Below are 23,339 nucleotides of genomic sequence, written 5' to 3' on the forward strand. Positions count from 1 at the left end.
TTAATATCTCAGTTTAATGTTACGTTTTTCTTTTTCTTTAAACTTTATGTGTAGTGCTTCAAAAACAGTTATTAAAGCATTATTGAGGTTATTGTGAGGAAAACTACCAGAGAAAATCGTTGTATCATCAATAGATTCTGAATCAATTTTAATATTGTATTGATCTTCTAGAGCAGTAATTACATATTTAATTGGTATACTTTTAAATGTACTCTCGCCATTAATCCATGTCGGTTTTAAAAGTTGAGTAGTTGAAGATTCTGATGGATCACCATTTATTTTTCTAACGCTATGCGTTGGCAACAAAATATGCGCAGAAGAATTTGTGCTTACACTTACTTTACCTTCGTAACAAACCACATCAAAAAAGTCGTTTGTAGCGTTAACATTAAATTGAGTACCAAGAACAGTAACTGACCCATTATCTGTATTTACAGTAAAGGCTTCTCCTTTGGCCACTTTAAAATAGGCTTCACCTTTAAGATTAAGTGTACGCTCTTTATTCCAATTATCTTCGTCGTATGTAATTTGAGATTTAGAATTTAAGATAACTTCAGAACCATCTAAAAGCACAAAGGATTTACGTTCACCAAAACCAGTTTCAATACTAACTTTGTCATTATCTAAAAACATAAATAATCCAAATAGTACAATAATAGAAGCGGCTATACCAACTGACCAATTCTTATAAAGTGGTCTTACTTTTTGTTTTCTATCATCTATTTTATTCTGAATTTTTTCGAATGTAGTCGTTATAGGAGCATCTAATTTCTCAGCAATATCTATCCCTTTTCTTAACTTTAAGTAAGCAGAGAAGTCGTCTTCGCTCACCAGATTTTTTAATTCATTATCTGAAAGCTCACCTTCTAACCACTTGGCTAAAAAAATATCTAAATCTTTATTTGTATTAAATGTTTTCATACTGTTATATAAACTATTACAACTCAAAAGTAAAAAACCCTACTTTAAGTTTTATTTTTTTAAACATTCCCTATTTCCTTGCGCATTATAACCAAAGCTTGATGCATTCGTTTTTCTACAGCCTTCATACTAATATCTAGATGTTGGGCAATCTCTTTATATTTTTTCTTTTCAATTCTATTCATTAAAAAAACTTCACGCTGTTTTTCCGGCAAACTAGCAATTGTAGTTTCTAACTTTTCCATAAACTCTTTTTCTAGCATAATATATTCTGGTGATTCATTCGTAGCAGATTTCACGTTGTGCTTGTTATACTTCATAACTACCTTCTCATGTTTCTTTTCATTTAAAAACATATTATTAGCTATTGTATAAAGGTAACTTTTAACCTTTTCGTATTCTACTTTACCGCAATTACCCCAGAGTTTCACAAAGACATCTTGCAATATATCTTCTGCTGCAGCAATATCTTGGGTTTTATAAAAAAGAAACCGTCTTATTTCTTTGGCATAAGTTTTATAGATCACCTCAAAAGTTTTTGACTCACATATATTACGATTATCTTTTGACATTAAACTGTTTTTATTGAAACGTCAAAACTATAAAAAAAATAATTTGATAAAAAAGTAGGGTTTTTATTTTATGAATTGTTTTACTACTGATTAACCTCAACAAATAGTTTAACAAAAAAATAATTTAAAGAAAATGAAAAATTTTAAACTCGTAATTTTTAGTATTGCAATGGTGCTTTTAGCATTTACTTCTTGTACTAATGAAGAAACTATTGTTGAACCCCAACAAAACACAGAAGAAAGCGAATCTATTACTGTTACATTAGATTTTATGAGTAATCAATTTGATGCAAGTGGCAATGTTGTAGCTGATGAGAATCCTGCAGGCGATGTTGTTTTTGATTTTTGTTTCGATTTTGTATATCCAATCGATCTTTCATTTAATACAGGTGCCACAACTACAGTGAATAGTTTAGAAGAACTTGTAGAGATTTTAATTGCTTCAACAGAAGATTTGTTCATAAATGGAATTGCATTCCCATTTCAAGTTGAGACATATAATGAAGATAGTAATGCTCTAGTAATAGAGACTATAAATGACGAGGATGAATTTTTTAGTTTATTAGACGACTGTGATTTTGATGAGACCGAGGATTGTGTTTGTCCAGCAGTATATGATCCTGTTTGTATTGATATTACAGATTTAAATGGGGACGTATTTACAATTTCATATCCTAATGCGTGCTATGCGTTATGCGATGGTTTCACTGAGGACGATTTTAGCGAAGAATGCGAAGGAGACTATGAATCTGGTGTCGGTGAATGTTTTGAATTTGTATATCCTATTTCAATAGTTTTAGACGATGGCGCAGCCGTTACTGTAAATTCTCGCGAAGAATTATTTAATGCCACATATGGATCTCATGATATTGATTTAGTACTTCCATTAGATATTATAATTGAAAATGATACAGTAGTAACAATTAATAACTATGATGAGCTAGAAGATGTAATAGAAGATTGCTTTGGCGATGGTTATGGTGTAATCGATTGTTCAATTGAAGACATTACAAATACTTTAGCCGATTATTGTTGGTCAATTGATTTTATTGACTTTAATGAATTCATCTATAACTTAAACAGTGATGGTACATATCAATTGCAAGATATTGGAGGCAATTCAGGTGGTAGTGTTCTTACATCTGGGGTATGGAATGTAGTCCCTGGAAATAATACTTATTATGTTACTTTAAACGCAGAATTAGAAGAATATAACGATGAATGGGTGGTTACTGATTGTGATTCGGACCTAGGTTATGCTTACATAGAAATGCAAAGTCTTGTATATCCCCAAGCTTACATTTATTATATTGATTGCAATAACGATGGCGACGATGATAATAATTATGATTGTTCAACTGAACAGGGTGCATCAAATATTTTGACAGAATGTCCATGGCTAATTGATTTCATTGATTTTAATGAATTTATCTACAACTTCAATATTGATGGCACATACTCAGTACAATCTGAAAACAACATTCTTACGACTGGAACATGGGACTTACTTATAGCAAACAATGCTTACATAATTAATTTAAATGCAGAAGAAGCTGAGTATAATGATACATGGTTGATTGGTGATTGTGATGAAGAGGGTCTAACTATTGCAAGCATAGAATATCCCCAAGCTGAGATTTATTCAGTTGATTGTGACTAAGAAAATATCATAGCATAAAATATAAGTTGATTAATAGTTAGATTGTTAAAAGCCTTCAGTAAATTACTACTGGGGTTTTTTTTTATGTTTCCCATCTAATTATCATAGGTGTTTTCAATTGTTTTTTATAATTTTATAGTCAAAATAAATATCAATGACTATTACACAATTAAAATATGCTTTAGCTATAGCAGAACATAAAAATTTCACAAAAGCAGCAGAAAAGTGTTTTGTAACCCAGCCGACTTTAAGTACTCAAATTCAGAAACTTGAAGATGAATTAGATATCATAATTTTTGATCGCGGAAAAAAACCTATCGAAGTCACTGATGTAGGTAGAAAAATTATTTTTCAAGCGCGTAATATTGTAAACGAAGCCGATCGCATTCAAGATATTGTAGACCAACAAAAAGGATTTATCGGTGGTGAGTTTAGATTAGGAATTATCCCAACGGTGATGCCTACGCTCTTACCAATGTTTTTAAATAATTTTATTAAGAAATATCCAAAAGTAAAACTTAAAATAGAAGAGTTAACCACTGAAGAAATAATAACACGTATTAGCGATGGTCATTTAGATGCTGCCATAGCATCTACGCCTTTAGAAAGTGATAATATAAAAGAGCGTGTTTTGTATTATGAGCCTTTCGTAGCTTATGTACCAAATAACCACAGACTAAGAGATAAAAAAACCATTGAAGTTGCAGATTTAGACATTGAAGATATGCTACTCTTAGAAGATGGTCATTGCTTTAGAGATGGAGTGATTAATTTATGTAAAGCCTTTAAGAATCAAACAGACGACAATTTTCAACTAGAAAGCGGAAGTATTGAAACTTTAATTAAATTATCTAATGAAGGTATGGGAATGACGCTTCTTCCTTATTTACATACTTTAGATATCAGAGAAAAGCTCAATCCGAATCTTAGACATTTCACAGAACCATCACCAGCAAGAGAAGTGAGTATTATTTATCACAAAAGTGAATTAAAAATGCAGATTATAGATGCCATGCACGATGTTATATCAGGTATTATTCGTGGTGCAATTGCATTTCAAAATGTCGAGATTGTAAGTCCTTTGTCAAAATAAAAAAAGCGACTCGTGAGTCGCTTTTTTCTATGCTTTTAAATAAATTAAACATTGATTTAATTCTGGGTTTTGATTGATTAGGGACTGAATAAAAATTCTGAGATCTTCTAGTTCGTGAGGCAGTAATCGTTTTACTGCTTTTTGTACTTCTTTACAGAATAATGTCGTATCAAAACTCACTTTGTTTAGTACAATTTTAGTGTACTCATACATTGCTCTCGCCATAAGGTTTTTCAAATTTTAGGTTTAATGAAAAGTAGATTTTTTCTATAGGCTATTATTTCAATTATGACTCTAAGGTAGAAAAAAAACGCTTTCAATCAGAAAATAATATAAAGTTTAACAGCTATTTATGTTAAAAGTTTGAAATTAATCGATGAGTATACTAAAGTATCATGAAGAACTCCTACACCCTAATTCACTGACTATCTAAATGTTACCAAAAAAATTAAAACGGTTATCTCCATCTAATAAATCACCTAGACCTCCAAGAATACTTCCTTCTCCTTTAGATTTTCCACCTCTTGGTACAGATGCTAAAACTCTACCAGCTAATCTGCTAAATGGCAACGATTGAATGTAGACTTTCCCAGGACCTTCTAGTCTTGCAAAAAACAACCCTTCACCTCCAAATATTGAATTTCTAATTCCTCCTACAAACTCTATATCATAATCGACACTCTGAGTGAATCCTATAATACATCCTGTATCTACACGCAAAGTTTCACCAGCGGCCAAGGTTTTTACAGCTGTAGTTCCTCCAGCATGAACAAATGCCATACCATCACCTTCTAGCTTTTGCATAATAAAACCTTCACCACCAAAAAGTCCTCTACCTAATTTTTTAGAAAACTCAATACCTACACTAACTCCTTTAGCTGCGCATAAAAATGCATCCTTCTGACAAATAAATTTTCCACCAAACTCCATTAAGTCTATTGGAATAATTTTACCAGGATATGGAGAAGCAAAAGAAACATTCCGTTTTCCAGTAAGATTATTATAAAATGCAGTCATAAAAAGACTTTCCCCTGTAAGAATGCGCTTTCCTGCACCAAGTATTTTACCAAAGAAACCTGTATCCTTCTGAGAGCCATCACCAAAAATAGTGTCCATTTTTATACCATCATCCATCATCATAAAACTACCAGATTCAGCAATAACACCTTCATCAGGATCTAGTTCTATTTCTACATATTGCATTTCTTCTCCATAAATACGATAATCTATTTCGTGCGCATTTCTATCATTATAATCTGGCAATTTTTCCATAATATTTTTTTTCGTTTAAGATTGATTCACTTATCTGTTGTTCTAATTCAAAATTTGTTACAATAAAAAGTAGTTCTGCTTTTTAGCTCTGCAATAGTAACTTTTACCCCTTAACTTTAAGAGTCCATTCAAAATTAAAAGAAGAGACTTCTACTCCATCTTTATTTATTCCATTAGCATTTAACCAAACCGTTTGGCCTTCTCCTGTTTCTATAGCCTTTGAAATAGCATCGTCGATTTTATGACCTTCTTTACAAGTAAATGTTATCCTGCCTGTAGCCTTCTTAGTAAATGACGCATTATTGTTTGCCACTAACATAGATACTTTCTTACCACTTTCTTTAGTCTTTTTCATTACCAACGCTCCAGTGGTGAGCTCAGCAGCCATGCCTTGCACTGCCCAAAACATAGACTTAAATGGGTTTTGATTAACCCAACGATGTTTAACAGAAACAATACAAGTTGTATCATCTAAATGTTTAGTACGCACTCCTGTAAAATAGGCTGCAGGTAGCTTAAACATTAAGAATGTATTGAGCTTTGAAGGTGATATATTCATATATAATAGTAATAATTTCCACTAAAATAATTGAATTAATCAAATCAAACTAATGTTAATAAAATGTTAATATTTAGTACTATGCGTAACATAATACCTTTTTAAAGACATATATTTGTATAAGAAACTATTATATACTTTTAAAAATGTTAGACAATCACCACAAAAATTTAGCTACTTTTATACATCTATCAACCTTTTCAAGGTTTATTATTCCATTCGGAAATTTCATAGGTCCTATAGTACTATGGGCAGCAAATAAAGAAAAATCAGAATTTATAGATCAGCATGGTAAACAAGCAATCAATTTTCAGATTAGTGTTTTACTATATGCTATTATTATAGGAACGATAAGTATGCCATTTTTTATATTCAAATTATTTAGAGGCTTGGACGTTATTGATTTTCATGGCTTCCATAATTTTCACATTAACATCGGAGAACCTTCCCCTCTATTATATATAGGTGGTGGATTAGGTGTTTTAGCTGTAATCGCTTTTATAGTAGAACTAGCTCTAATCGTTAAAGCAAGTTTATCAGCTAGAGATGGCAATGTATATAAATATCCATTGACAATCAATTTTTTAAAATAAATCAAAATATTCATCAATAATCAATCAAAAAATGAACAGTTTAATCGAATTAAAGACTCATAACACATGAAGATAGAAAACACAAAAGCACAAATGCGTAAAGGTGTTCTAGAATATTGCATTTTATCAATTCTAAGAGATGATGATGCGTATGTTGCAGAAATTTTAGGCACACTAAAAGACGCAAAAATGCTTGTTGTAGAAGGAACTATATATCCACTATTAACAAGATTAAAGAATGCTGGATTACTCAATTACCGTTGGGAAGAATCCACTTCCGGACCACCCAGAAAATATTATGGTCTTACCGAAACAGGAAAGCTGTTTCTAAAAGAACTAAACTCCACTTGGAGCGACTTACAAAATGCAGTTAATTTAGTAACAAGTACAAAAACAACAAAGAAATGAATAAAACAGTCAATATAAATTTAGCAGGTATATTCTTCCACATAGATGAAGATGCATATCTTAAATTATCACGCTATCTTGAGGCTATAAAACGTTCATTTACAGACTCTCAAGGTCGTTCAGAAATTATTTCTGATATAGAAGCACGTATCGCAGAGTTATTCTCAGAGCGCATACAAAACGAAAAGCAAGTCGTTGGAGTTAAGTTAGTCGATGAAGTTATCACCATTATGGGACAACCTGAAGACTATATCGTTGATGATGAAATTTTTGAAGATGAACCACAGCCTAGACAAAGACAAAATTCTAGGCCAACAAAAAAACTTTACAGAGACACTGACAACTCATACATAGGTGGTGTTGCTGCAGGTTTAGCACATTACTTTGGTATAGAATCCATTTGGATACGTCTAATATGGCTACTATTAGCTATTGGATCTGGTGGTACATTTATTTTAATTTATCTCATTTTCTGGGCTTTAGTACCTGAGGCCAAAACTACAGCGGAAAAGCTGACCATGTCTGGTGATGCTGTAAACATCAGTAATATTGAAAAAAAAATTAAAGACGGTATTGATACGGTTTCAGAAAACCTAAAAAATGTCGATTTAAAAAAACATGGAGATAAGCTTAAAGAGGGTTTCGATAATGTCTCAGATAATATTTCTGAGACGGTAAAAAGCGTAGATTTTCAGAAACAAGGGAATCGACTAAAATCAAGTTCTCAAACGTTCTTTGATTCTATAGGAAGTATTATGATGTTCTTCCTAAAAGTTTTTGCAAAGTTTATTGGTATCATTCTTATTATTGTAGGTATTAGTACATTAATATCTTTAATCGTTGCTTTATTTACAGTAGGATTAACTGATGCAGTACATTTACCTGGTATGGATTTGTTATATGTTGCCAATGCAGCAAACATACCAATATGGCTAATGTCAATGTTATTATTCTTTGCTATTGGCATTCCATTTTTCTTTGTGTTTTACTTAGGATTAAAGATTTTAGTAAATAATCTAAAATCTATTGGAAACATAGCCAAGTTCACATTATTAGGACTTTGGTTAATGGCTATTATAGGGCTTGTAATTACTGGTGTAAAACAAGCAACAGAGCATGCATTCGACGCTAAAGTTGGAACTAAAAATGAATTAAATATAAAAGCCGGAGACTCAATAAATCTTAGCAATTCTAAATTAGATGATTACAACAGTTATCGCTACAATCATAATGGAGAATTTAGAATTATCGAAGATGATAATGGACGTAGTTTAGTCTCTTCAAACATTAAGTATATTGTTAAATCTACTACTGATTCTATAGCGTCTTTAACAATAGAAAAAGAAGCTACAGGTAGAAATTATGACAGAGCTAAAAAACGTGCTGAAAACATTAACTACGAATACAGATTAAATGACAATTCATTAGTATTAGATAACTTCTTAAAAACAGATATTGAAAATAAATTTAGTGAGCAAGAAGTGAGAGTAATCCTTTATTTACCAGAAGGAACTGTTCTCTATAGAGATGCTAACTTTTCAAGATCTTGGAGAAATAGATATAGTAGTTATGGCAATAACATTCTAAATAATATAGATAGTGGTCATTATTATAAAATAACGAAAGACAATGCAGAATGTCTAGACTGTAGACAAGAGATTGAACAAGAAGTGGAAGAAATTGAAACCTTAACAGAAGATTTGTCGTCAAATGAAGACAAGCCTGAAGTTAGCTTAAAGATAGACGAAGATGGAGTTGATTTAGAAGTTAACGACAATTGAGAACACTGTTTCTACAATTCAGTAACAATTAATTAAAATCAATAAAAAAGCTACACATATTTGTAGTGTAATTATCAATCAAAAATGAACCAATCAATCAAATCACTTTTGCTGTGCAGTATCGGAATCTTAATGAGCTCTGGTATTGCATTAGCGCAAGTGGACAAAAACTCTGACCTTTTTAAAACACTTGCAGCAAAAGACAGTATTCTTTTTAAAGTAGGTTTCAATAAATATAAAGTTGAAAAAAGCGCAGAATTAATGTTTGACGACCTTGAGTTTTATCACGATAAGGGCGGAATTTCAAACTCTAAAGAAGAATTTGTAAAGACCATGAAGAATAGACTTTGCAGAGAAAACAATCCTGAAAAGGTTTACAGATTTCTTGTTGAAGAAAGCTTAGAAGTATTTCCTATGTATGATAATGGAAAACTCTATGGCGCATTACAAAATGGCAAGCATTTCTTTTCTCCTAATGAATTTATGAATTTCGAAAAAACAGATAATTACGCTTTGTTTTCGCACCTCTGGATTATTGAAGATGATGAATGGAAACTAAAAAGAGTAATTAGTTATAACCATATATCAAAAGCAGTAGAAAATACTGTTGAAACAGTCACTGTATCAAAAGACACATTAGAATCTTATACAGGTACTTATTCAGCAAAAACAGTAAAAGTTACAATATCAATAAAAGAGGATAACTTATTACTTACATCTGGAGAAATGATTACAGAACTAAAGGCATTAACAGAAACGTTATTTGCACATCCACAGGCTCCACTAACCTTTGAGTTTGTTAGAAATGATGAAGAAAATGTAAACAAAATTCTAGTAAGAGAAAATGACAAAATCGTAGAAGAAGTTAAAAAACAATAAAATCAATTAAAATTATATCAACGTGTACTGAACTTGTTTCAGTATCAATCAAAAAACAAAAATCATGAGTACATTAACAAGAATTATTATCACCAGTATTATTAGCATATTAATGCTATCCTGCAATTTTTCAATGAATTTTGGAGAAGGTGTAGATGGAAACAGAAATGTTGTAACTGAAGACAGAAATATTTCTAATGACTTTATTACAATTAAAGTTGGCCAAGGATTAGATTTATATATTACACAATCTAATGCCGTTTCATTAAGTGTTGAGGCAGATGAAAACCTTCATGGCCTTATTATAACTGAAGTAGAAAATGGTGAATTACGCATATATACCAACGAAAACATAAGAAGAGCAGCTTCAAAAAAGATAATGCTAAACATTTCTGATATTTCCGCAATTAAAGCGACAAGTGGTGGAAGTGTGTATGACACTAAAGGTTTAGTATTAAATGAATTAGAACTTAACTCAACAAGTGGAGCTAATATTAGACTAGATGTTAAAACTGAAGTCTTAAACTGCCGCTCAACTAGTGGAAGCAACATTATATTAAACGGAACAACAAAAGAATTAACTGCTCAAGCCACAAGCGGAAGCAATATAAGAGCTTCAAAATTAAAAGCTGAAAGTTCTAAAGTAAAAGCAACTAGCGGTGCAAATATTTCAATTAATACTAATAAAGCCTTAACAGCTAGAGCTACTAGTGGAGGAAGTGTAAGATATTCTGGAAACCCAGAAAACATTAATAAATCGGATAGTTCCTCAGGTAGTATAAGAGCACAATAAAGTTATTTTTTTTATTACAAATAGCAAAAAATTAATTATATAAACAACTAATAATCAAACAATTAATAACCGCTTCAAATTCTTTATTGAGTTTGGGGCGGTTTTTGTATATCTTTGTTTAACAGCCGTAAAAGTGACCAAATTGTTGATTTGTGTCATATTTATAGTGAAATAAACATAATACATGAAAAAAATATTACTCATTCTAGTTTTAATAATGGTTGTATCACCAACTATTATAGCTCAAGAAAAAATTAAAGGAGATAGAAATGTCACCATCAAACAAACGTATATTGACGATTTTGACACTATAGTTGTTGATGGGGATTTTTCAATTGAAATCGTTTATAATAGTAAGCCATCTGTTAATGTTGAGGCTGATGATAATTTACACGATGTTATACAATTCAATGTTGTTGATGGTATACTCACTTTTGTAGAAACGGTAGGCATTACTTCAAAAAAGAAATTAAATATCACTGTAAATTATGGTGATGCACTACAAAACATTGAAGTTAAAGGTGATGGAGAAATTAGATCACTAACTTCTATGGAAATCAATAATGCCACATTAACTACATCAGGTAATTCAAGAGCATACCTAAATATAAAGACTACAAACTTTCTATACAAAAGCTCGGGAAAATCTAAAACAAGATTAAATCTTACAGCAGATTCTACTAAAGTTGAATTAAGTGATAATAGTAAACTAGATGCTTTAATCAACAGTAAGGTAGCAGACTTTGATCTTTATACACGTTCGGATGCTGTAATTGAAGGTTCTGCAAATAATTCTATAATTAGATTAGATAACTCTACAAACTTTAATAGTCCAAAATTTGACGTTAAAACAACTGATGTAAGTTTAGAAGATAGTAGTGATTTAACTATGGCTGTAAGTGAGAATATAACTCTATCAGCTTCGGGTAATAGTGAAATATACCTATATGGCAGTCCAGCAATTACTATCACTAAATTTGAAGATACTGCGAAACTTCAAAAAAAGAAGCCCAAATAGACACTTCAAATCAAAGCATAAAAAAGCCGAAACTCATTGCTTTGGCTTTTTAATTTATATTCTATTTTTTAGTTATAAGTTGGTGTAGCCACCTCAAAATCCGCATCCTTAGCTGCCAAATAACGTTCAGCATCTAAAGCAGCCATACAACCTGTACCAGCAGCTGTAATAGCTTGTCTATATACATGGTCTGCAGCATCACCACTAACAAAAACTCCTTCTACATTTGTTTTACTTGTTCCAGGAACTACATTTATAATGTAGCCTGTTTCATCAAGATTTAAATAATCTTTAAAGATATCTGTATTAGGTTTGTGACCAATAGCTACAAAAAATCCTGTTGCAGAAATATCAAACTTTTCATTAGTTTGATTATTAAACGCTCGGACACCAGTAACGACTTGACCATCACCTAAAACCTCATCAGTTTCAGTATTAAACAGTATTTCTATATTATCAGTATTCTTTACACGATTTGCCATGATTTTAGATGCTCTAAATTCATCACGTCTCACTAACATTGTTACTTTCTTACATAACTTTGATAAATAATGAGCTTCCTCAGCAGCAGAATCACCAGCACCTACAATCACAACCTCTTGGTTTCTGTAAAAGAAGCCATCACATACAGCACAAGCAGATACTCCTCCACCTAGCTCTAAATACTTTTGTTCAGACGGTAAACCTAAGTACTTAGCTGAGGCTCCTGTTGAAATAATAATTGTTGAAGCATGTATTTCCTTCTCATCATTCACCCATACTTTATGAATATCTCCAGAAAAATCTACCTTAGTTATCCAACCATGACGTACATCAGTTCCAAAACGTTCAGCTTGTTTTTGTAACTGCATCATCATTTCTGGTCCAGTAATACCATCTGGATATCCTGGGAAGTTCTCAACATCATTAGTTGTTGTTAATTGACCTCCAGGTTGAGTTCCTTGATATAAAACAGGAAACATATTAGCCCTAGACGCATAAATAGCAGCTGTATATCCAGCAGGTCCAGAACCTATTATTAAGCATTTTACCTTTTCAATTGTATCAGACATATCTTATGTTTTATTACACAACAAAAGTAGGTTTTTTGAGCAAATCCTTACATAGAAGTTATTAACACTAGCTATCGTATCATAAAGATTCTTAATTCCTTTATTTTCTCAATTTAATTTCTTAATTTTTAAGTGTTTAACAGCAAAACCTAACCCATTATGAAATCAAATATCTTAATCTTTAGCATGGTATTGTTACTTACTTTCTCATGCAAAAATAAACCAAAAAGCGATATTGAACCTACTGTAGTAGAAACTGTTCAAAAAGAAAAAGCCAATGGACTTAAAGGCACATGGGAACTTGTTGGCTTTTACAACTACAAAGACAATATAGTTGTAGATTCTTTTAAAACTTCTGATAAATCCAGACAACTTAAAATGTACACAGATACTAAAGTAATGTGGAGTAAACATAAGCCTGCAGATTCTTCAGAATGGTTTGGTTATGGCACATACAGTTACAAAGACGATATGCTCACTGAAATTTTAGAATTTGGATCTGCAGTTATGGACCAAGTTATTGCAGAAAAGAAAGAATTTACTTTTGAGCTTACCTTATCACCTAATAAATTTCAACAAATTGAATTAGATGAAGATGGAAATCGCATCTATTCGGAAAACTATATTCGTGTAGAATAAAAAAAACTCAGTAAAACTGAGCTTTTTTTAACTAAAGTCGGGGTGGCAGGATTCGAACCTGCGGCCTCCACGTCCCAAACGTGGCGCGATAACCGGGCTACGCTACACCCCGAATTAAGGGTTACCTTTTTCGGACTGCAAATATAGAGTTTTTCTTCATTATCCAACAACAATTTTCTAACTTTAAAATCTAATATTATTTAGATATAAATCATCATGAAAATAAGACTTCCAATTTTAGGTTTAATTCTAATTTCAATACTTACATGTGCACAAGACAAGAATCCCATAAACACAAAAAACAGTTATGAAGTCATCGTTTCTGACCTAAATATTCCTTGGGCATTTACCTTTCTTCCAGATGGCTCAATGTTAATAAATGAAAAGGCAGGAGAACTTATTCATTTTAAAAATGGAAAGAAGATATCTATTTCTGGGTTGCCAGAAATCTACGTTCGTGGACAAGGTGGTCTATTGGATATTATTCTACATCCTAATTACAAAGACAACGGTTGGATTTATTTTTCTTACGCATCTTCAGAAGGAGAAGGTCAAGGCGGAAACACAGCAGTTGCTAGAGGAAAATTAGACAATAACAAACTAGTTAATTTAGAAGTTCTATACAAAGCCACACCAAATACTAGAAGAGGTCAACATTTTGGGTCACGCCTTGTTTTTGATAAAGATGGCTATCTATTTTTCACCATTGGAGAACGCGGCAATAGAGATGTTAACCCTCAAGACTTCACTAGAGATTGTGGAAAAGTATATCGTCTAATTGACGATGGTTCTATTCCTAATGATAACCCATTTTTTAATACACCAAATGCAAAAAAGGCTATCTATTCATATGGACATAGAAACCCTCAAGGTATGATTCTCCATCCAAAAACAGGCGATATTTGGACACATGAGCACGGACCAAAAGGTGGAGATGAAATAAACATCATCAAATCTGGGAAAAATTACGGTTGGCCAATCATTAGTTATGGCGTTAATTATAGCGGTTCAAAATTTACAGAAATTACAAAGAAAGAAGGGATGGAAGAGCCACTTCATTATTGGGATCCATCTATTGCTCCTAGTGGAATGGCGTTTATTAATAGTGATAAATATGGTGATTGGAATGGGAATCTTTTAGTAGGCTCACTAAAATTTCAGTATTTAGATATGTGCACACTTAAAAATAATAAAGTAATTAAAGAAGAACGATTACTAGATGGATCTGGCAGAGTTAGGTCTGTAGAACAAGGTCCTGACGGTTATATTTACGTGGGCATTGAAAATTTAGGAATTGTAAAATTATTAAGAAAATGAATGAAGTATATAAATTAATAATATTAGGGTTGCTCCTTGTGTCTTGTGGTTCAAAAGAAAATAAAAAAGAAGCAACTACTTATCCAGAAAAAACAGCATTAAATCAAACTGACCCAAAGTTAAAAGAGAGTATTAATCTTGGCAAATTGGTATATGATGATATGTGCATCACATGCCATATGGTCAATGGCAAAGGAGTACCTAAAGCATTTCCTCCTATCGCAGATTCTGATTATCTAAGAGAAAATCAAAATGATTGCATTAAAGGAATTAAAAATGGGATGGCTGGAGAAATGGTTGTAAACGGAGTTGAATACAATAGTATTATGGCACCTTTAGGGCTAACAGATGATGAAGTTGCAGATGTTATGAACTATATAAATAATAGTTGGGGAAACAAGATTAACAACTTTGTAACCGTTAAGAAAGTTTCCGAATTATAAGAATCTTTTTAAAAACATATTAACTAACTTTGTTTGGATTCAAAAAAAATTCAAAATCAAAGCATGCTTATAATCGGAATTGCAGGTGGAACTGGATGTGGAAAAACCACTGTTGTAAATACTATTTTAAATGAACTTCCTGAAGGTGAAGTTGGCGTGATTTCGCAAGATTCATATTATAAAGACACATCACATCTAAGATATGATGAGCGTGTTAAAATTAATTTTGATCATCCACGTTCTATTGATTTTGAGTTGTTAGTAAATCATCTAAAGACTCTTAAAAAAGGAAACCCTATAGATCAACCCGTTTATTCCTTTGTAAAGCATAATCGTACTGGAGATACTATTTCAACAAAACCAAGAAAAGTTATGATTGTTGAAGGTATTTTAATCTTAACCAATCCGGAAATTAGAGAACTTTTCGACATTAAAATATTTGTGCATGCAGATTCTGATGAACGTTTAATTCGTCGTTTAAAGCGTGATATTTCGGAACGTGGAAGAGATATAAATGAAGTTCTTACAAGATATCAAACTACCCTAAAACCAATGCATCAGCAATTTATAGAACCTATGAAAGAGTACGCTGATATTATAATTCCTAATAACAAATACAACACAGTAGCAGTAGATATCGTTAGAACAATAATTAACGAGCGTCTGTAATGAGTATCTGGAATAACAAATATTTAAAACCCTTTAAGAACATATATCTACTTGTTCTCATAGTATTTATAATTTGGATGCTATTCTTTGATGCGCATTCTTTATTGTTTCATTATGAATTGAATGGTGATATGGAAGAATTAGAATACCAAAAAGATCACTACCGAAACGAAATGGCCAAAGATGCTAAAGCTATTAAAGAGTTAAGCACAGAAGAAGGTATAGAACGTACTGCTCGTGAAACCTACTACATGAAAAAGCCTCACGAAGACATTTACATAATTGAATACGAAGACAGTATAGCCAAACAAAAACAAGATGAGTAAATCTTTATTTAATGATTTTGAAGGCGTATCTGCAAAAGCTTGGAAACAGAAGATTCAAGTAGACCTTAAAGGTGCAGATTATAATAATGCTTTAATCTGGAAAACACATGAAGGCATAGATGTAAAACCATTTTATCATGCTGATGAGTTTGAAACCCTTCCAGAAGTCTCAAACACTAAAGCTACAGAATGGAAAATCTGTCAAGCCATTAAAGTATCTGATTCTCAAAAAGCTAATCTAAAGGCAATAGATGCCATAAAGCGTGGTGCAGAGAGTATTTTATTTCACATTACTTCTGATGCAATTTCTATTGAAGATTTATTAAAAAATATTGATTTAGATAAAATTCATATTCAGATTAAATGCTATTTTATTTCAGAAGTGTTTATTCATAAGGCTAATGCTTTCATTTCAAATATGGCTAAAAAGCCTAACACCACTTTCCATACTGATATTATAGGAAACCTTGCTAATACTGGTAATTGGTACAGTAATCTAAAAGAGGATCACTTAAAATTTGAAACCATAGTAAAAACTACGAATCAATTAAGTATAGATTTAAGTTTATACCAAAATGCTGGTGCAACAATAGTACAGCAGCTTGCATATAGTTTAGCACACGCCAATGAATACTTAAACCATTTCAATAAAGTCATTGCGAGCGAACCGAAGCAATCTCTTCAAGTAAGTTTTAATGTTTCATTAGGCTCAAACTACTTCTTCGAAATTGCCAAGCTAAAAGCATTACGTCAATTGTGGACAACACTAGCTTCCGAATACGGAATTAGCACAAAATGTAAAATCATTGCCACACCAAGTAAACGAAATAAAACTATATACGATTATAATGTTAATATGCTCCGTACAACTACAGAATGTATGAGTGCAATTATCGGAGGTGCAAATACTATTTGCAATTTACCTTATGATGTTTTATACCATAATTCAAATGAATTTGGAGATAGAATTGCAAGAAATCAATTATTAGTTTTAAAGCATGAAAGCTATTTTGATAAGGTTAATAATCCTTCAGATGGAGCATATTATATTGAAAATTTAACATCACAATTATCAGAAAAAGCGCTAGATCTTTTCAAAGATATTGAAGTAAATGGAGGCTTTTTAAGTCAATTAAAAGAAGGCACTATTCAGAGAAAAATCAAAGAAAGCGTAGACAAAGAACAAGCAGATTTCGATGCCGAAACGTTAGTGCTTTTAGGCACAAATAAACACCCAAATTCGGCAGATAAAATGAAAAACGACATAGAAATTAGTCCGTTTTTAGAAATCAAAAAGCGTAGAACATTAATTAAACCTATTGTGAAAAAAAGAATATCTGAAAAATTGGAAATCAGAAGATTAAACAAAGAGTAAAACATGGTATTTAAAAAAACTATAGTAGCTTTTTTATGTGTTTTTTGCTTCAGTTCAATGATGACTGAGGCTCATGCTCAAAAACAGTATTTAGAAGTAGTAAACCTTAAAACTAATAGGCCAAAAAAAATAAGAGAAAAAAAAAGAATCACGGTTTTTACAAAAGATTCTAAAGTTAGAGGGCCATTAAAAATATTAGACCATGAAACTATTTTGATAAAAGATACTGAAGTCAAAATAGGAGATATTGTAATGGTCAAAAACAAATCTATTGTTGGCAAAATATTCGCATATGTATTACTTCCTATGTTTACATTTTCAACATTAGGTATTCTTGCTATTACTGGAGCTTCTGGCTCCACAATTTCTGCAATAGGTATTACAGGACTTTCTTTAACAATTATTTCAATTTTGTCAAGAAAGAAATACAAAACCGAACGCTATAAATTCAAAATAGTCAATGACTAGAAAAAATCTTCAACATATAAAACTAAAATCAAAAGCCAGTAGCAAAGAATTAAAAGCTAATAAATCTTTTCATACTGCTGAAGATATTGATGTAAAATCAACCTACTTTAAAGATGATATTAAAGATTTAGAACACTTAAATTTTGTCGCAGGAATTGCCCCTAATCTCAGAGGGCCTTATTCTACAATGTACGTAAGGCGACCATGGACGATTAGGCAATACGCAGGTTTCTCTACTGCCGAAGAAAGTAATGCTTTTTATAGACGAAATTTAGCAGCAGGACAAAAAGGACTATCAGTCGCTTTTGATTTAGCAACGCACAGAGGTTACGACTCCGATCATGAACGCGTGGTTGGTGATGTTGGTAAAGCAGGAGTTGCAATAGACTCTGTAGAAGATATGAAAATTCTCTTCGACCAGATTCCGTTAGATAAAATGTCGGTTTCCATGACCATGAATGGTGCAGTTTTACCAATCATGGCGTTTTATATCGTAGCTGCAGAAGAACAAGGAGTAAACCCAGAACATCTTACTGGCACAATACAAAATGATATTCTGAAAGAATTTATGGTGCGTAATACTTATATATATCCACCTACTCCGTCGATGAAAATTATCTCTGATATATTTCAGTATACAAGTAAGAACATGCCAAAATTCAATAGCATAAGTATCTCAGGTTATCATATGCAAGAAGCTGGTGCTACTTGTGATATTGAATTAGCTTACACACTTGCTGATGGACTGGAATATATTAGAAAAGGATTGGATGCTGGAATGGATATTGACACCTTTGCTCCTCGCCTATCATTCTTTTGGGCCATTGGTATGAATCATTTTATGGAAATTGCTAAAATGCGCGCAGCTAGAATGCTCTGGGCAAAATTAGTAAAACAATTTAACCCAAAGAATCCAAAATCATTAGCACTAAGAACGCATTGCCAAACATCGGGTTGGAGTTTAACAGAACAAGATCCTTTTAATAATGTAGCTAGAACTTGTATAGAAGCTTCTGCTGCTGCATTTGGTGGTACACAAAGTTTACATACTAACGCATTAGATGAAGCTATTGCCTTACCTACAGATTTCTCGGCACGAATTGCTAGAAACACTCAAATTTACTTGCAACAAGAAACACATATTACTAAAATTGTAGATCCTTGGGCAGGTAGTTATTATGTTGAGAAACTCACATATGATATTTCTCAAAAAGCATGGGAACTTATAGAAGAAGTTGAAGAATTAGGCGGTATGACCAAAGCCATTGAAGCTGGCATACCAAAACTACGAATCGAGGAAGCTGCAGCAAGAAAGCAAGCGCGTATAGACTCTGGGCAAGATATTATTGTAGGTGTTAATAAATACCGACTAGATGAGGAAGATCCTATTGCAACACTAGAGGTAGATAACCAAACCGTTCGTAATCAACAAATAGAACGCCTTACGAGTATAAAAAATAGTAGAGATACTAAAGCTGTAACTGAAGCTTTATCTAAATTAACACAAGCAGCTAAGACAAGTGAAGATAATTTATTAGCTTTAGCAATAGATGCCGCAAGAAAACGTGCAACTTTAGGCGAAATAAGTGATGCTCTTGAAGCAGAATTTGGACGACACAAGGCACAAATAAAATCATTTAGCGGAGTGTATAGTAAAGAAATAAAAGACGATAAAAGCTTTCAAAAAGCGAGAGAACTGGCTGATCAATTTGCAAAGCAAGATGGTCGCAGACCTCGTATTATGATTGCTAAGATGGGACAAGATGGTCACGATAGAGGCGCCAAAGTTGTAGCTACTGGTTACGCAGATGTTGGTTTCGATGTCGATATTGGTCCACTATTCCAAACACCAAAAGAAGCTGCTAAACAAGCCGTTGAGAATGATGTACATATTCTAGGTGTCTCCTCATTAGCTGCAGGACACAAAACTTTAGTTCCCCAAGTTTTAGAAGAACTTAAATCCTATGGCAGAGATGATATAATGGTTATTGTTGGTGGTGTTATACCAAAACAAGATTACCAATACTTATTTGATGCTGGTGCTGTTGCTGTTTTTGGTCCAGGAACTAAGATAAGTGACGCTGCTATTCAGATTTTGGAAATACTAATTGATTAATAAATAATCTTATAGAATTAACTCAATTTGCTCCAAATATAAAATTAGAATAGAACTCTTTTACTTAAGCAATAGAAAACCAAAATTTAAAATGCAGATTATAATAAAAATGACATAAATAATATGATTAACTATGATAGTAATGTAAATGCATTAACTACTAAAGATATTCATAGTGAAGCTAAGAAGTATTTATGTGGTGGCTTTATAAAGGCTATATTATTTCCAGAAGAATAGTTTCCACTTATAAAAACATTAAAAAAGACCGTCTATATGGCTGTCCTTTTTTTGAAATAACTGTTAACAACTTCAATTTCTTAAAACCGTAAATAATTGTAAATTTAGCCTTTCAAATAACCAAATCATTTAATGGGTAAAATCATTGCAATTGCTAATCAAAAAGGAGGCGTTGGTAAAACAACCACTTCTGTTAATTTAGCCGCTTCTCTTGGAGTGCTAGAAAAGAAAGTACTACTTATAGATGCTGACCCACAGGCCAACGCAAGTTCTGGTTTAGGCATTGATGTTGATAGTGTCAAAATTGGTTCATATCAGGTATTAGAACACACAAAACCAGCAAAAGATGCTATTGTAAGCTCTAATGCGCCAAATGTAGATGTGATTCCTGCGCATATTGATTTAGTCGCTATCGAAATTGAACTTGTAGATAAAGACGAACGTGAATACATGCTTAAAAAAGCCGTTTCAGAATTAAAATCTGAATATGACTATATTCTAATAGATTGTGCTCCATCTTTAGGTTTGTTAACCTTAAACGCGCTAACAGCTGCGGATTCTGTTATAATCCCAATTCAATGTGAATATTTTGCACTTGAAGGATTAGGTAAACTGTTAAATACTATTAAAAGTGTACAGAAAATTCATAATGAAGCGTTAGACATAGAAGGCTTACTACTAACTATGTTCGATTCGCGTTTACGCTTATCGAATCAAGTTGTAGAAGAAGTGCAGAAACACTTTAGTGATATGGTATTTGAAACCATAATTCAGCGAAATGTGCGCTTAGGAGAAGCTCCAAGTTATGGAGAAAGTATAATCAACTATGACGTAAGCAGTAAAGGTGCGGTTAACTATTTAAATTTGGCAAAAGAGTTGATTAATAAAAATGAATTGTAATGGCTAAGGCAACAAAAAAACAAGCACTAGGACGAGGGCTTTCAGCTCTATTAAAAGATCCAGCAAACGATATCAATTCTGCAGAAGATAAAAATGCAGATAAGGTTGTTGGCAACATAGTTGAGCTCGATATTGAAAGTATTGAGGTGAACCCTTTTCAGCCAAGAACGAACTTTAACGAGGAGTCGCTAAGAGAATTGGCTTCATCAATTCGTGAATTAGGAGTTATTCAACCTATAACCGTTAGGAAACTAGCCTTTGATAAATACCAATTAGTTTCTGGTGAACGTCGTTTTAGAGCTTCTAAATTAATTGGATTAACTGCAATTCCGGCTTACATAAGAATAGCTAATGACCAAGAGTCTTTAGAGATGGCTTTGGTTGAAAATATTCAGCGCCAAGATTTAGACCCAATAGAAATTGCACTCTCATACCAACGTTTAATTGACGAAATACAATTAACTCAAGAACAAATGAGTGAACGTGTGGGCAAAAAGCGATCTACAATTGCTAACTATTTACGTTTATTAAAATTAGATCCTATTATCCAAACCGGAATGCGAGATGGATTTATTAGCATGGGACATGGTAGAGCTATGGTAAATATTGAAAGCCAAATAGATCAGCTAGAAGTCTACGAAAAAGTAATTAGCAATAAATTATCTGTAAGAGCAACAGAACAATTGGTAAAGAATTTAAATTCAAATTCTCAACACACACTAGAATCAGAATCTACTGAAGTCCCAAAATACATAAAAAAAGGGGTAAAAGAATTTTCAGAATACTTCGGACATAAAATAGACGTAAAAGTAGCTAAGAATGGTAGCGGAAAAATTACAATCCCTTTTCATTCTGAAGAAGATTTTAACAGAATTAAAAAATTAGTTCAACGTGCTAAATAAGCGTTTATATATTTTATTATTGTGCTTGTTTTCGGCATTTTATTCATTCTCTCAAAAGGAAAAAGACACGACTAGTATTGATATAAGTCAGGGGCCAATAAAAGCAGAAACAATAACAAAAAAAGCAATTGATCCTTTACGGCCTTCTAAAGCTGCATTCTATTCTGCAATCTTACCAGGTTTAGGACAAGCTTACAATAAAAAATATTGGAAAATTCCGATTGTTTGGGGAGCTATTGGTACAGGTGTTTATTTCTATGTAAGTAACGATAAACAATTTGATCGCTACAGAGATGCTTATAAAAGGCGTTTAGCTGGTTTTAAAGATGATGAGTTTTCTGATGCTGATGGTAATCCGTTAATTTCTGATGATGGATTGATTAGAGCCCAACAACAATTTAGAAGAAATAAAGAAATATCACTTTTAGTGACAATAGGGCTTTATGCTTTAAATATCATCGATGCCAATGTAGATGCTCATTTACTACAATTTAATGTCGATGAAAATTTAAGCTTGAGTCCACATTACCAATACAATCGCATGGAAAATACATCCGATTTAGGTTTAACACTTAACTTTCAGTTTTAATATGAAAATTGCTTTACTCGGTTATGGTAGAATGGGACAAAGTATTGAGGTTATAGCGTTAGAACGTGGTCATAGTATTTCTCTAAAAGTATCTGACGAGCATTCTGACTATAACTTTGCAAATGCAGATGTTGCCATAGATTTTAGTATACCTTCTGTAGCAGTTTTTAATATAAAGAAAGGAATAGATGCACAAATCCCTGTTATATCTGGGACTACAGGTTGGTTAGACCAATACGATGAGATTTTAGCCTATTGTAAATCTAAAAATGGTACATTTTTATACGCTTCAAATTTCAGTTTAGGTGTAAACATTTTCTTCGAGGTAAATAAAAGGTTAGGCGAACTCATGTCTAATGTTGAAGGTTACGCTACCGAGATTGAAGAAATTCATCATACTAAAAAGTTAGACGCACCTAGTGGTACCGCAATCACTTTGGCAGAAGGTATTATTGAAAACTCACATTACAAGCACTGGACATTAAATCAACCGAAATCAGATGAAATTCATATTGAAGCTAAGCGCATTAAAAATGTTCCTGGCACTCATGAAATTAATTATGATTCTGAAATTGATTCTATAAGTATTAAACATACAGCACATAGTCGTCAAGGATTTGCTATGGGAGCCGTTATTGCTGCAGAATGGATTAAGGATAAAAAAGGTGTGTTTAGCATGAAAGATGTGTTAAACATTGGTTAATTTGCTAAAGTTTTGAAACAAATTAAAATAATTTTCAACCTAAACTAGACAAAA

The 23,339-nt window shown here is 32.4% G+C and carries 26 protein-coding genes and 1 tRNA gene; 20 read left to right on the top strand and 7 right to left on the bottom strand.

Translation table 11 applies throughout. The features are described 5' to 3' along the window. Complete coding sequence (locus WPG_RS00485; protein ID WP_045467961.1) at positions 1-921, bottom strand: FecR family protein; 921 nt, start codon at positions 919-921, stop codon at positions 1-3. A 59-nt stretch (positions 922-980) separates the two neighbouring features. After that, entirely contained in the window at positions 981-1,493 is a 513-nt protein-coding gene (locus tag WPG_RS00490) for an RNA polymerase sigma factor (protein WP_045467965.1), read from the bottom strand. 133 nt (positions 1,494-1,626) lie between these two features. Here WPG_RS00490 and WPG_RS00495 point away from each other — a divergent pair, with 133 nt between their 5' ends. Both WPG_RS00495 and WPG_RS00500 read left to right on the top strand, forming a co-directional pair. Beyond that, positions 1,627-3,153 (top strand): hypothetical protein, encoded by a 1,527-nt coding sequence (locus WPG_RS00495; protein ID WP_045467968.1) that lies wholly within the window; start codon positions 1,627-1,629, stop codon positions 3,151-3,153. Between the two features lie 154 nt (positions 3,154-3,307). Further along, complete coding sequence (locus tag WPG_RS00500; RefSeq protein ID WP_045467971.1) at positions 3,308-4,246, top strand: LysR substrate-binding domain-containing protein; 939 nt, start codon at positions 3,308-3,310, stop codon at positions 4,244-4,246. A gap of 27 nt (positions 4,247-4,273) precedes the next feature. Here the strand turns inward: WPG_RS00500 and WPG_RS00505 are convergent, their stop codons facing one another. The 3 genes from WPG_RS00505 to WPG_RS00515 form a co-directional block, all read right to left on the bottom strand. Beyond that, on the bottom strand, positions 4,274-4,471 hold the full coding sequence (locus tag WPG_RS00505; protein ID WP_045467974.1) for a hypothetical protein: 198 nt from the start codon (positions 4,469-4,471) through the stop codon (positions 4,274-4,276). 204 nt (positions 4,472-4,675) lie between these two features. After that, positions 4,676-5,518 carry a TIGR00266 family protein gene (locus tag WPG_RS00510; RefSeq protein ID WP_045467976.1) on the bottom strand — a complete coding sequence of 281 codons (843 nt, stop codon included), beginning with the start codon at positions 5,516-5,518 and terminating at the stop codon, positions 4,676-4,678. A gap of 103 nt (positions 5,519-5,621) precedes the next feature. After that, positions 5,622-6,077, bottom strand: coding sequence for a DUF4442 domain-containing protein (locus WPG_RS00515; RefSeq protein ID WP_045467980.1), 456 nt, complete (start codon positions 6,075-6,077; stop codon positions 5,622-5,624). Positions 6,078-6,223: 146 nt separating this feature from the next. Here WPG_RS00515 and WPG_RS00520 point away from each other — a divergent pair, with 146 nt between their 5' ends. The 6 genes from WPG_RS00520 to WPG_RS00545 all read left to right on the top strand — a co-directional run bounded on the left by WPG_RS00520 (position 6,224) and on the right by WPG_RS00545 (position 11,549). After that, positions 6,224-6,670, top strand: coding sequence for a DUF4870 domain-containing protein (locus WPG_RS00520; RefSeq protein ID WP_045467983.1), 447 nt, complete (start codon positions 6,224-6,226; stop codon positions 6,668-6,670). A 66-nt stretch (positions 6,671-6,736) separates the two neighbouring features. Further along, on the top strand, positions 6,737-7,078 hold the full coding sequence (locus WPG_RS00525; protein WP_045467985.1) for a PadR family transcriptional regulator: 342 nt from the start codon (positions 6,737-6,739) through the stop codon (positions 7,076-7,078). Further along, the gene (locus WPG_RS00530) at positions 7,075-8,859 is read left to right on the top strand and encodes a PspC domain-containing protein (RefSeq protein ID WP_045467987.1); all 1,785 of its coding nucleotides are present in this window, start codon (positions 7,075-7,077) and stop codon (positions 8,857-8,859) included. Before WPG_RS00525 ends, WPG_RS00530 begins: the two co-directional genes overlap by 4 nt. 84 nt (positions 8,860-8,943) lie before the next feature. Next, positions 8,944-9,738, top strand: coding sequence for a DUF4440 domain-containing protein (locus WPG_RS17145; protein ID WP_084221489.1), 795 nt, complete (start codon positions 8,944-8,946; stop codon positions 9,736-9,738). A 64-nt stretch (positions 9,739-9,802) separates the two neighbouring features. Next, positions 9,803-10,531 (top strand): head GIN domain-containing protein, encoded by a 729-nt coding sequence (locus WPG_RS00540; RefSeq protein ID WP_045467990.1) that lies wholly within the window; start codon positions 9,803-9,805, stop codon positions 10,529-10,531. A 184-nt stretch (positions 10,532-10,715) separates the two neighbouring features. Next, on the top strand, positions 10,716-11,549 hold the full coding sequence (locus WPG_RS00545) for a GIN domain-containing protein (RefSeq protein WP_231850229.1): 834 nt from the start codon (positions 10,716-10,718) through the stop codon (positions 11,547-11,549). 68 nt (positions 11,550-11,617) lie between these two features. Here WPG_RS00545 and trxB read toward each other — a convergent pair whose 3' ends face one another. Then, entirely contained in the window at positions 11,618-12,601 is a 984-nt protein-coding gene (trxB, locus tag WPG_RS00550; RefSeq protein WP_045467994.1) for a thioredoxin-disulfide reductase, read from the bottom strand. Between the two features lie 159 nt (positions 12,602-12,760). Between trxB and WPG_RS00555 the strand changes: the two genes are divergently transcribed. Continuing rightward, positions 12,761-13,240: a hypothetical protein gene (locus WPG_RS00555; protein WP_052471102.1), complete on the top strand. Its 480-nt coding sequence runs from the start codon at positions 12,761-12,763 to the stop codon at positions 13,238-13,240. A 37-nt stretch (positions 13,241-13,277) separates the two neighbouring features. On the opposite strand, the gene WPG_RS00560 is transcribed toward WPG_RS00555, so the two are convergent. Continuing rightward, positions 13,278-13,352, bottom strand: a tRNA-Pro gene (locus WPG_RS00560). Positions 13,353-13,456: 104 nt separating this feature from the next. Between WPG_RS00560 and WPG_RS00565 the strand changes: the two genes are divergently transcribed. The 11 genes from WPG_RS00565 (at position 13,457) to dapB (ending at position 23,285) form a co-directional block, all read left to right on the top strand. Further along, positions 13,457-14,557 (top strand): PQQ-dependent sugar dehydrogenase, encoded by a 1,101-nt coding sequence (locus WPG_RS00565; RefSeq protein WP_045467998.1) that lies wholly within the window; start codon positions 13,457-13,459, stop codon positions 14,555-14,557. After that, complete coding sequence (locus tag WPG_RS00570; RefSeq protein ID WP_052471103.1) at positions 14,554-15,000, top strand: c-type cytochrome; 447 nt, start codon at positions 14,554-14,556, stop codon at positions 14,998-15,000. Before WPG_RS00565 ends, WPG_RS00570 begins: the two co-directional genes overlap by 4 nt. Before the next feature lie 63 nt (positions 15,001-15,063). Next, complete coding sequence (udk, locus tag WPG_RS00575; protein WP_045468002.1) at positions 15,064-15,669, top strand: uridine kinase; 606 nt, start codon at positions 15,064-15,066, stop codon at positions 15,667-15,669. Further along, complete coding sequence (locus WPG_RS00580) at positions 15,669-15,995, top strand: FtsB family cell division protein (RefSeq protein ID WP_045468005.1); 327 nt, start codon at positions 15,669-15,671, stop codon at positions 15,993-15,995. Before udk ends, WPG_RS00580 begins: the two co-directional genes overlap by 1 nt. Further along, a complete protein-coding gene (locus WPG_RS00585) occupies positions 15,988-17,370 on the top strand; it encodes a methylmalonyl-CoA mutase subunit beta (RefSeq protein ID WP_045468009.1) in 1,383 nt (460 codons plus the stop codon). The genes WPG_RS00580 and WPG_RS00585 overlap by 8 nt, the downstream gene beginning before the upstream one ends. Positions 17,371-17,373: 3 nt before the next feature. Further along, on the top strand, positions 17,374-17,838 hold the full coding sequence (locus tag WPG_RS00590) for a hypothetical protein (RefSeq protein ID WP_144374389.1): 465 nt from the start codon (positions 17,374-17,376) through the stop codon (positions 17,836-17,838). Continuing rightward, on the top strand, positions 17,831-19,954 hold the full coding sequence (scpA, locus tag WPG_RS00595; protein WP_045468015.1) for a methylmalonyl-CoA mutase: 2,124 nt from the start codon (positions 17,831-17,833) through the stop codon (positions 19,952-19,954). Before WPG_RS00590 ends, scpA begins: the two co-directional genes overlap by 8 nt. Before the next feature lie 369 nt (positions 19,955-20,323). Beyond that, entirely contained in the window at positions 20,324-21,091 is a 768-nt protein-coding gene (locus WPG_RS00600; RefSeq protein WP_045468018.1) for a ParA family protein, read from the top strand. Beyond that, a complete protein-coding gene (locus WPG_RS00605) occupies positions 21,091-21,993 on the top strand; it encodes a ParB/RepB/Spo0J family partition protein (RefSeq protein WP_045468021.1) in 903 nt (300 codons plus the stop codon). The genes WPG_RS00600 and WPG_RS00605 overlap by 1 nt, the downstream gene beginning before the upstream one ends. Further along, a complete protein-coding gene (locus WPG_RS00610; protein WP_045468024.1) occupies positions 21,983-22,582 on the top strand; it encodes a DUF5683 domain-containing protein in 600 nt (199 codons plus the stop codon). The genes WPG_RS00605 and WPG_RS00610 overlap by 11 nt, the downstream gene beginning before the upstream one ends. A gap of 1 nt (position 22,583) precedes the next feature. After that, complete coding sequence (gene dapB / locus WPG_RS00615; RefSeq protein ID WP_045468027.1) at positions 22,584-23,285, top strand: 4-hydroxy-tetrahydrodipicolinate reductase; 702 nt, start codon at positions 22,584-22,586, stop codon at positions 23,283-23,285. Positions 23,286-23,339 lie beyond the last annotated feature (54 nt).

It is taken from the genome of Winogradskyella sp. PG-2, from assembly GCF_000828715.1.
Taxonomy (GTDB): Bacteria; Bacteroidota; Bacteroidia; order Flavobacteriales; family Flavobacteriaceae; genus Winogradskyella.

What these genes read in the sequence shown, in the direction of transcription:
- WPG_RS00580 (WP_045468005.1), top strand. Translation starts at nt 15,669, where the DNA reads ATGAGTATCTGGAATAACAAATATTTAAAACCCTTTAAGAACATATAT.
- WPG_RS00505 (WP_045467974.1), bottom strand. Translation starts at nt 4,471, where the DNA reads ATGGCGAGAGCAATGTATGAGTACACTAAAATTGTACTAAACAAAGTG.
- dapB (WP_045468027.1), top strand. Translation starts at nt 22,584, where the DNA reads ATGAAAATTGCTTTACTCGGTTATGGTAGAATGGGACAAAGTATTGAG.
- WPG_RS00600 (WP_045468018.1), top strand. Translation starts at nt 20,324, where the DNA reads ATGGGTAAAATCATTGCAATTGCTAATCAAAAAGGAGGCGTTGGTAAA.
- trxB (WP_045467994.1), bottom strand. Translation starts at nt 12,601, where the DNA reads ATGTCTGATACAATTGAAAAGGTAAAATGCTTAATAATAGGTTCTGGA.
- WPG_RS00525 (WP_045467985.1), top strand. Translation starts at nt 6,737, where the DNA reads ATGAAGATAGAAAACACAAAAGCACAAATGCGTAAAGGTGTTCTAGAA.
- WPG_RS00545 (WP_231850229.1), top strand. Translation starts at nt 10,716, where the DNA reads ATGAAAAAAATATTACTCATTCTAGTTTTAATAATGGTTGTATCACCA.
- WPG_RS00515 (WP_045467980.1), bottom strand. Translation starts at nt 6,077, where the DNA reads ATGAATATATCACCTTCAAAGCTCAATACATTCTTAATGTTTAAGCTA.
- WPG_RS00510 (WP_045467976.1), bottom strand. Translation starts at nt 5,518, where the DNA reads ATGGAAAAATTGCCAGATTATAATGATAGAAATGCGCACGAAATAGAT.
- WPG_RS00485 (WP_045467961.1), bottom strand. Translation starts at nt 921, where the DNA reads ATGAAAACATTTAATACAAATAAAGATTTAGATATTTTTTTAGCCAAG.
- WPG_RS00495 (WP_045467968.1), top strand. Translation starts at nt 1,627, where the DNA reads ATGAAAAATTTTAAACTCGTAATTTTTAGTATTGCAATGGTGCTTTTA.
- WPG_RS00605 (WP_045468021.1), top strand. Translation starts at nt 21,091, where the DNA reads ATGGCTAAGGCAACAAAAAAACAAGCACTAGGACGAGGGCTTTCAGCT.
- WPG_RS00530 (WP_045467987.1), top strand. Translation starts at nt 7,075, where the DNA reads ATGAATAAAACAGTCAATATAAATTTAGCAGGTATATTCTTCCACATA.
- WPG_RS17145 (WP_084221489.1), top strand. Translation starts at nt 8,944, where the DNA reads ATGAACCAATCAATCAAATCACTTTTGCTGTGCAGTATCGGAATCTTA.
- WPG_RS00555 (WP_052471102.1), top strand. Translation starts at nt 12,761, where the DNA reads ATGAAATCAAATATCTTAATCTTTAGCATGGTATTGTTACTTACTTTC.
- WPG_RS00500 (WP_045467971.1), top strand. Translation starts at nt 3,308, where the DNA reads ATGACTATTACACAATTAAAATATGCTTTAGCTATAGCAGAACATAAA.
- WPG_RS00565 (WP_045467998.1), top strand. Translation starts at nt 13,457, where the DNA reads ATGAAAATAAGACTTCCAATTTTAGGTTTAATTCTAATTTCAATACTT.
- WPG_RS00590 (WP_144374389.1), top strand. Translation starts at nt 17,374, where the DNA reads ATGGTATTTAAAAAAACTATAGTAGCTTTTTTATGTGTTTTTTGCTTC.
- udk (WP_045468002.1), top strand. Translation starts at nt 15,064, where the DNA reads ATGCTTATAATCGGAATTGCAGGTGGAACTGGATGTGGAAAAACCACT.
- WPG_RS00585 (WP_045468009.1), top strand. Translation starts at nt 15,988, where the DNA reads ATGAGTAAATCTTTATTTAATGATTTTGAAGGCGTATCTGCAAAAGCT.
- WPG_RS00520 (WP_045467983.1), top strand. Translation starts at nt 6,224, where the DNA reads ATGTTAGACAATCACCACAAAAATTTAGCTACTTTTATACATCTATCA.
- scpA (WP_045468015.1), top strand. Translation starts at nt 17,831, where the DNA reads ATGACTAGAAAAAATCTTCAACATATAAAACTAAAATCAAAAGCCAGT.
- WPG_RS00570 (WP_052471103.1), top strand. Translation starts at nt 14,554, where the DNA reads ATGAATGAAGTATATAAATTAATAATATTAGGGTTGCTCCTTGTGTCT.
- WPG_RS00490 (WP_045467965.1), bottom strand. Translation starts at nt 1,493, where the DNA reads ATGTCAAAAGATAATCGTAATATATGTGAGTCAAAAACTTTTGAGGTG.
- WPG_RS00540 (WP_045467990.1), top strand. Translation starts at nt 9,803, where the DNA reads ATGAGTACATTAACAAGAATTATTATCACCAGTATTATTAGCATATTA.